Source organism: Streptomyces sp. NPDC087263 (assembly GCF_044744645.1).
Classification (GTDB): domain Bacteria; phylum Actinomycetota; class Actinomycetes; order Streptomycetales; family Streptomycetaceae; genus Streptomyces.
On the sequence record NZ_JBIUYT010000013.1, the window covers coordinates 278909 to 285046 of the forward strand.

Consider the following 6138-nt stretch of genomic DNA (forward strand, 5'->3'; position numbering starts at 1 on the left):
GAGAGGGTGCTTCCGCGGCTACGGTGAACAGGGGAGAGGCCGCGTCCGCGGCTACTGCACACAGAACTCGTTCCCCTCGGGATCCGTCAGCACCACCCACTCGCCGCCCGGCTCCTTCACCTGCCGCAGCACCGTCGCTCCCAGCCCCTCCAGCCGGGCGACCTCGTCCGAACGCCGATCGGCTCCCGCGTGCAGGTCGAGGTGGAGTCGGTTCTTTACGGTCTTCGGCTCCGGTACGCGCTGGAAGAGCAGCCGTCGCCCGAGCCCGGTCCCGCTCTCCTCCTCGTACGGATCATCCGGATGCCGTACGGCGATCAGATCCCGAAAGGCCCGGTGACCGTGGGACTCGACGGTGAGCTCGGCCGGTACGGCGCCGAGGCCCAGCAGCTTTTCGACGAGCGCGCTGTTGTCCTCGACCTCGTAGCCGAGGGCGGCAGCCCAGAAGTCCGCCTGGGCGTGCGGGTCTTCCGCGTCGATGACGAGCTTCCAGTGCAGGGTCGCGTGAGTCATGGTAACCACTTATAGTGGTTACGTGAGCGAGCGCGCAATGGAATCGCCAGGGTTGACCCTCGTGTCGTACGGCGGGACGTCCTACCGCTTCGACCCCGGCGCGCTCTGCCTGGAACTGCTGACGACGGGCGGTCCGGGCGAGTTCGCCCGCTACGAGGTGCTGCACGAGCCGTCCGACCTGGCGCACTGGGCGGACCGGAGCCGTCTCTCGCCGGGGCTCGAACTGTCGGTAGACCAGCGGGAGTTGGAGCACACGCGAACCGTGCGCGACGCCCTGTTCCTGCTGACCGCCGACCGCGCCCACGGCCGCCCACCGAGCCCCCGCGACCTGGCCCTCGTCAACGCGGCCGCGGCCGAACCGCCACTGGTCGCCCGCATCGCGTCGGACGGTACGCATGCCTGGGCCCCCGGCGCCACGGGAACCCAGCTCCTCTCCACCGTCGCGCGCGACGCCGTCGACCTCTTCACCGGCCCGCACGCCCACCGCATCCGCGAGTGCGCGTCGGACAACTGCTCGCTGCTCTTCGCCGACACATCCCGCCCCGGCCGCCGCCGCTGGTGCGCCATGGAACACTGCGGCAACCTCCACAAGGCCCGCACCCACCGAGCCCGCCGAGCAGGCCCTGCCGGCCCGTCCGGCGCTTGAGGACGAGGCGGCGCCGTCCCGATCGCCGCCCCGCCCGCTCGGGGCTCCGCCCCGTTTCAGCCCGTCCGGCGCTTGAGGCCGAGCGCGTTCAGCGCGACAGCGGGGGTCTGGGGGCGGCAGCCCCCAGGAACAAGGGACGGGAAGGGGCGGAGGGGGCGAAAAAAGCCCCCGTCACCCCCGTCACCCCCGTCATCCCGCCCCCGTCACCCGCCCGCCACCGCTGACGCCCGCGAGTCGTAGTCCGCCCGAGCCGAAGCAATCTCCCCCTGATGCCGCTCCGTCCACGTCACCAGCGACTGGATGGTGGCATGCAACGTCCCGCCCAACGGCGTGAGTTCGTACTCCACCCGCGGCGGCACCACGGCGTGCACCGTCCGCTTCACCAGCCCATCCCGCTCAAGCTGCCGCAAGGTCACGGTGAGCATCCGCTGACTGACCCCGTCGATCTCCCGCCGCAACTCCGTGAAACGGAGCACGCGCCGATCGAGCAGCGCGATCACCAGCAGGGACCACTTGCCGGCGACCCGGTCGAGGATCTGCCGCACCTCGCAGTCCTCCCGGGTGTCCCACTGGAAGGGATCGGCGTCCCCGTAGTCCACGGTGCCTTCGCAGTTACTCGGTGACTTCAAAGTGCCTTCTTCCATACCTGTCGATGCTGCCGCAGGCTGGCGTCGGTTACTAGAGGGAACCGAACCCCAGTCAGGGAACCGAACCCCGGTCACGGAACCGACCCTCAGTCACGTAACCACCCCCTACCCGAGGAGTCCCCGTGGGCACCCGCGCCTGGGCACTACTGCTCGTCCTCTGCGGAACGATCTTCCTGGAGGGCATCGACGTCGCGATGCTCGCGGTCGCGATCCCCTCCATCAGGTCCGACCTCGACCTGTCGACGACCACCGCGGCCTGGGTGATGAGCGCCTATGTCCTCGGCTACGCCGGCTTCACCCTCCTCGGCGGACGCGCAGCCGACCTTCTCGGCCGCCGCCGGATGTTCCTCATCTGGCTGACGGTCTTCCTCGCCTTCTCCGGACTCGGCGGCTTCGCCACGGAGGGCTGGATGCTGATCGTCGCCCGCTTCGTCACGGGAGTGTCCGCCGCGTTCATGACCCCGGCCGCGCTCTCCCTGATCACCACCTCGTACGAGGAGGGTCCCCGCCGCAACAAGGCCCTGCTGGTCTTCGCGGGCACGGCGGCCGGCGGCTTCTCCCTCGGCCTTGTCATCGGCGGTCTGCTCACCGAACTCGGCTGGCGCTGGGTGTTCTTCGCACCGGTACTGCTCGCGGGGGCGATCCTCCTCGCGGCGCTCCGGCTGATCCCCGTACAGGAGCGGCGCCCCCAACTCCGTACGGCAGAAGCACGATTCGACCTCACCGGAGCCGTCACCGCCGCCGGAGCCATGCTGCTCGCCGCCTACGCCGTCCTCCGCCTCGAACACGGCCTGCACGACTGGCAGTTGACGGCCACGGCGGCGCTTGCGGCGCTACTCCTCGCCACCACATTCGTCGCCGTCGAACGGCGCGCCGCCACCCCCCTCGTACGCCTCGGTCTCCTCCGCAAGGGATCCGTGGTCCGTGCCGACCTCGGCGCGCTGCTCTTCGTGGGCGCCTTCTTCGGCTTCCAGTTCGTGCTGACGCTCTATCTACAGGAGTTGCGCGGCTGGTCGGCGCTCCAGACGGCGGTGGCGCTCATCGTGATGGGCTGCGACGCGGTGCTTGCGCCGACGCTCACGCCGAAGCTGGTCGAGCGGTACGGCCACGCCCGGGTGATCCTCGGCGGGTTCGTGCTCGCCGTCATCGCGTACGGGCTGTTCCTGCCCGTCGGCGCGGACTGGTCGTACGCGGCGATGTTCCCGACCCTGATCATCGCGGGGACCGCCTTCGCACTCGCCTACGGGCCGCTGACGATCGCGGCCACGGACGGGGTCGCCGAGTCGGAACAGGGGCTGGCGAGCGGGCTGCTGCACACGGCGACGCAGTTCGGTTCGGCGATCGGGATCTCGGCGGTGACCGCGGTCTACGGCTTGGCGTCGACGGGATCGGGGCCGGCTGCCGATGAGCCGGACGCGACGCTTTCGGCCTTCCGCGCGGCGCTGACGGTGCCGGTCGCGATGGTGGTCCTGGGAACCCTGGTCTCGGCCCTGAGCGTCCGGGCCGCTCGGCGCGCGGTGCGCAGCGCGTCGAAGGTGAGCAGCGACAGCGCGAGCCAGACGAGCGCGAACCCGGCCCAGCGCTCGGGCGGCATGGCCTCGTGGAAGTAGAGGATGCCGAGCAGGAACTGGAAGACCGGCGCGAGGTACTGGAGGAGCCCCAGCGTGGACAGCGGTACGCGGATCGCGGCCGCGCCGAAGCAGACCAGCGGAATCGCGGTCACCACACCCGTCGACGCGAGCAGCGCCATGTGCCCCGCGCCCTCCGCGGCGAAGGTCGCCTTCCCGGTCGACCCCAGCCACAGCAGAAAGCCCAGCGCGGGCAGGAACTGGACGGCCGTCTCGGCGGCGAGCGACTCGATGCCGCCGAGGTTGACCTTCTTCTTGACCAGCCCGTAGGTGCCGAAGGAGCAGGCGAGGGTGAGGGAGATCCACGGCGGGCTGCCGTATCCGAGGGTGAGGACGACCACTGCCGCGAAGGCGACGCCGACCGCCGTCCACTGCAGGGGCCGCATCCGCTCCTTGAGGATCAGCACACCGAGCGCGATGGAGACCAGCGGGTTGATGAAGTAGCCGAGCGAGGCCTCGACCACGTGACCCGCGTTCACGGACCAGATGTAGACGCCCCAGTTCACGGTGATGAGGGCCGCGGCCACCGTGATCAGTCCGAGCTTGCGCGGCTGCCGGATCAGTTCACCGGCCCAGGCCCAGCGCCGCAGCACGACGAGCGCGATCCCGACGAAGGCCAGCGACCACACCATCCGGTGGGCGAGGATCTCGGCCGCCCCGGCGGGCTCCAGCAGCGGCCAGAACAGGGGGACGAGGCCCCAAATGCCGTACGCGGCGATGCCGTTCAGCAGACCTATGTGCTGCTCGCCCCTGGCCTTCACCGCCATCGCGTCCTCCTCGCCCGTCCGGCCGTGCTCGTACGGCCTTCAAGAAGGTAGCGCCGAGCGCCCCCGCCTGTCATGCCCGTATCGCCATACGGTCATGACAGGCGGGGGCGCTCGAAAGCGGCAGCGAGGGCCAGAGGGGGGAGTCAGCCCTTCAGCGCCGCCGCGACCGATTCGGCGATCGGCGTGGTCGGGCGGCCGGTCAGTCGGGACAGGTCGCCGGTCGTGGCCGCGACCTCACCCTTCTCGATGGACGCGTCCACGCCCACCAGGATCGTGGCGAAGGCCTCGGGGAGCCCGGCGCCGGTCAGGATGCCGAGGTAGACGTCGGCCGGAACGGAGTGGTACGCGATCTCCTTACCGGAGTGCTTCGCCACCTCGGCGGCGTACTCGGCGAAGCCGAACGTGGTGTCGCCGCTCAGCTCGTACGTCGTGTTCTCGTGGCCCTCGCCGGTCAGCACCGCCACGGCGGCAGCCGCGTAGTCGCCGCGCGAGGCACCGGCGATACGACCGTCACCGGCGGCCTGGACGACAGCGCCGTGCTCGAGTGCGGGGGCGAGGTTCTCGGTGTAGTTCTCGTTGTACATGCCGTTGCGCAGCAGGGAGTACGGCAGACCGGACGCGAGGATCGCCTCCTCGGTGGCCCGGTGGTCGTCGGCCAGGGCGGCCGTGAGACTGCCGGGAGCGCTGGTGTACGCGAGGAGCGCGGCCCCGGCGGCCCTGGCGGCGTCGATGACGACCTGGTGCTGGCCGACGCGGCCGAGGTGGAACTCGGTTCCGGAGATCAGCAGCACCTTGTCGCCGGCGGAGAAGAGGCCGTCGAAGGTCTCGGGGGCGTTGTAGTCGGCGACCGCGATCCTCACCCCGCGGGCAGCGAACCCGGCGGCCTTCGCCTCGTCCCGGACGACGGCGGTGATCCGGTCGGCCGGAACCTTCTCCAGCAGTCCCTCGATGACGTGGCGGCCGAGGTGTCCGGTGGCTCCGGTGATGACGATGCTCATGTTTGCTCTCTCCTTGGGGGGCTTGGCACTCACCCTAGGAGCTGCACTAACTTCTTGAAAGTACCCACTTTGAAGTAAGGTACTGGCATGGCCGTAAGTAAGTGGAACGTCGAGGGCGAGGCCATGTGCCCGCGCCGCCTCGTCCTGGAGCACGTCACCAGCCGCTGGGGCGTCCTCGTCCTGATCGAGCTGAACGAACGCCCCTACCGCTTCAGCGAGCTGCGCCGAGCGATCGGGCGCGTCAGCGAGAAGATGCTGACCCAGACCCTGCAGACCCTGGAGCGCGACGGTCTCGTCCATCGCGACGCCAAGCCCGTGATCCCGCCCCGGGTCGACTACTCCCTTACCGAGCTGGGCCGCGAGGCCGCCCTGCTGGTGAGCGCGCTGGGGACCTGGACGGAAGAGCGGATGGACGACGTGGTGAAGGCGCGAGAGACGTACGACGGGGCCCGGACCTGATGGCCCGGGCCCTGTAGGACGTACCTGTGTGACGACGTACGGAGCGAGGGCCCTGTAGGACGTCACCGAGCGATCAGCCGACGACTGTCCAGGTGTCGCCGCCGGCGAGGAGTGCGGCGAGGTCGCCTTTGCCGTTCTGTTCGATGGCGGTGTCGAGTTGGTCGGACATCTGGGTGTCGTAGACCGGTCGTTCGACGGAACGCAGGACACCGATGGGGGTGTGGTGCAGGGTGTCGGGGTCGGCGAGGCGGGAGAGGGCGAAGGCGGTCGTGGGCGAGGCCGCGTGCGCGTCGTGGACGAGGATCTGCGCCTCGTTCTGCGCGGTGACGTCGACGACTTTGAGGTCGCCGGTGTCCGGGTCCCTTACGACGCCCTTGGCCAGGTCGGTGCCGAAGCGGATGGGCTGTCCGTGTTCCAGGCGGATGACCGCTTCCTGGGCCTGCTGTCTGTCTTTGAGGACTTCGAAGGCGCCGTCGTTGAAGA

6 protein-coding genes and 2 pseudogenes are annotated in these 6138 nt (G+C 69.9%); 3 read left to right on the forward strand and 5 right to left on the reverse strand.

The genetic code is table 11. From position 1 onward, the window contains the following. Positions 1-51 precede the first annotated feature (51 nt). Positions 52-510 (reverse strand): VOC family protein, encoded by a 459-nt coding sequence (locus ACIPC1_RS35385; protein ID WP_402524695.1) that lies wholly within the window; start codon positions 508-510, stop codon positions 52-54. Positions 511-547: 37 nt separating this feature from the next. Here ACIPC1_RS35385 and ACIPC1_RS35390 point away from each other — a divergent pair, with 37 nt between their 5' ends. Further along, positions 548-1156: a CGNR zinc finger domain-containing protein gene (locus ACIPC1_RS35390; RefSeq protein ID WP_402524731.1), complete on the forward strand. Its 609-nt coding sequence runs from the start codon at positions 548-550 to the stop codon at positions 1154-1156. A 203-nt stretch (positions 1157-1359) separates the two neighbouring features. Here the strand turns inward: ACIPC1_RS35390 and ACIPC1_RS35395 are convergent, their stop codons facing one another. Beyond that, the gene (locus tag ACIPC1_RS35395; RefSeq protein ID WP_365442037.1) at positions 1360-1800 is read right to left on the reverse strand and encodes a helix-turn-helix domain-containing protein; all 441 of its coding nucleotides are present in this window, start codon (positions 1798-1800) and stop codon (positions 1360-1362) included. 125 nt (positions 1801-1925) lie between these two features. Here ACIPC1_RS35395 and ACIPC1_RS35400 point away from each other — a divergent pair, with 125 nt between their 5' ends. Further along, entirely contained in the window at positions 1926-3413 is a 1488-nt protein-coding gene (locus tag ACIPC1_RS35400; protein WP_402524698.1) for an MFS transporter, read from the forward strand. 59 nt (positions 3414-3472) lie between these two features. Here ACIPC1_RS35400 and rarD read toward each other — a convergent pair. After that, positions 3473-4198, reverse strand: a pseudogene (gene rarD / locus ACIPC1_RS35405) (EamA family transporter RarD); the annotation flags it as partial. Between the two features lie 143 nt (positions 4199-4341). Next, positions 4342-5196, reverse strand: coding sequence for an SDR family oxidoreductase (locus ACIPC1_RS35410; protein ID WP_402524700.1), 855 nt, complete (start codon positions 5194-5196; stop codon positions 4342-4344). 87 nt (positions 5197-5283) lie between these two features. Here ACIPC1_RS35410 and ACIPC1_RS35415 point away from each other — a divergent pair, with 87 nt between their 5' ends. After that, positions 5284-5655 (forward strand): winged helix-turn-helix transcriptional regulator, encoded by a 372-nt coding sequence (locus ACIPC1_RS35415; RefSeq protein ID WP_402524703.1) that lies wholly within the window; start codon positions 5284-5286, stop codon positions 5653-5655. A gap of 73 nt (positions 5656-5728) precedes the next feature. Here ACIPC1_RS35415 and ACIPC1_RS35420 read toward each other — a convergent pair. Next, a pseudogene (locus tag ACIPC1_RS35420) lies at positions 5729-6138 on the reverse strand (2-oxoacid:ferredoxin oxidoreductase subunit beta); the annotation flags it as partial.